Genomic DNA, 1,007 nt, shown 5'->3' with positions numbered 1-1,007 from the left:
GTCACGTCCGTCGTGCGGAAGTAGAACTGCGGACGGTAGTTCGTGAAGAACGGCGTATGACGGCCGCCTTCTTCCTTCGTCAGGATGTAGGCTTCAGCCATGAACTTCTTGTGCGGCTTGACCGAACCCGGCTTGCACAGGATCTGGCCACGCTCGACGCCGTCACGGTTCACACCGCGAACCAGTGCGCCGATGTTGTCGCCGGCCTGGCCCTGGTCGAGCAGCTTGCGGAACATTTCAACGCCGGTCACCGTCGTCTTCGACGTCGGACGGATGCCGACGATTTCGACTTCTTCACCAACCTTGACGATACCGCGCTCGACGCGGCCCGTCACAACCGTACCACGGCCCGAGATCGAGAACACGTCTTCGATCGGCATCAGGAACGGCTGGTCGATCGGACGCTCGGGCGTCGGGATGTAGGCGTCGACAGCGGCCATCAGCTCGCGGATCGCGTCTTCACCGATCTTCTTGTCCGAATCTTCCAGAGCGGCCAGAGCCGAACCCTTGACGATCGGAATGTCGTCGCCCGGGAAGTCGTAGGACGACAGAAGTTCGCGAACTTCCAGCTCGACGAGCTCGAGGAGCTCGGCGTCGTCGACCTGGTCGACCTTGTTGAGGAACACGACGATTGCGGGAACGCCGACCTGGCGGGCGAGCAGGATGTGCTCGCGGGTCTGCGGCATCGGGCCGTCAGCAGCAGAGCAAACCAGGATCGCGCCGTCCATCTGGGCAGCACCGGTGATCATGTTCTTGACGTAGTCGGCGTGGCCGGGGCAGTCGACGTGCGCGTAGTGACGGTTCGGCGTCTCGTATTCGACGTGTGCCGTCGAGATGGTGATGCCGCGCGCCTTTTCTTCCGGAGCAGCGTCGATCTGGTCGTACGCCTTGAACTCGCCGAAGTACTTCGTGATCGCTGCCGTCAGCGACGTCTTGCCGTGGTCGACGTGGCCGATCGTGCCGATGTTTACGTGAGGCTTGTTGCGCTCAAACTTGCTCTTTGCCAT

At 62.0% G+C, this 1,007-nt stretch carries 1 protein-coding gene; it reads right to left on the bottom strand.

Going from position 1 to position 1,007, the window contains the following annotated elements:
* The coding region (gene tuf / locus ACOZKU_RS27700) for an elongation factor Tu (RefSeq protein ID WP_421581603.1) at positions 1–1,007 on the bottom strand (1,007 nt) is incomplete at both ends.

The organism is Shinella sp. M31 (assembly GCF_049199205.1).
GTDB lineage: Bacteria > Pseudomonadota > Alphaproteobacteria > Rhizobiales > Rhizobiaceae > Shinella.
Note: the sequence above shows the minus strand (reverse complement) of the source record. Positions and strands in the feature narration are given on the sequence as shown.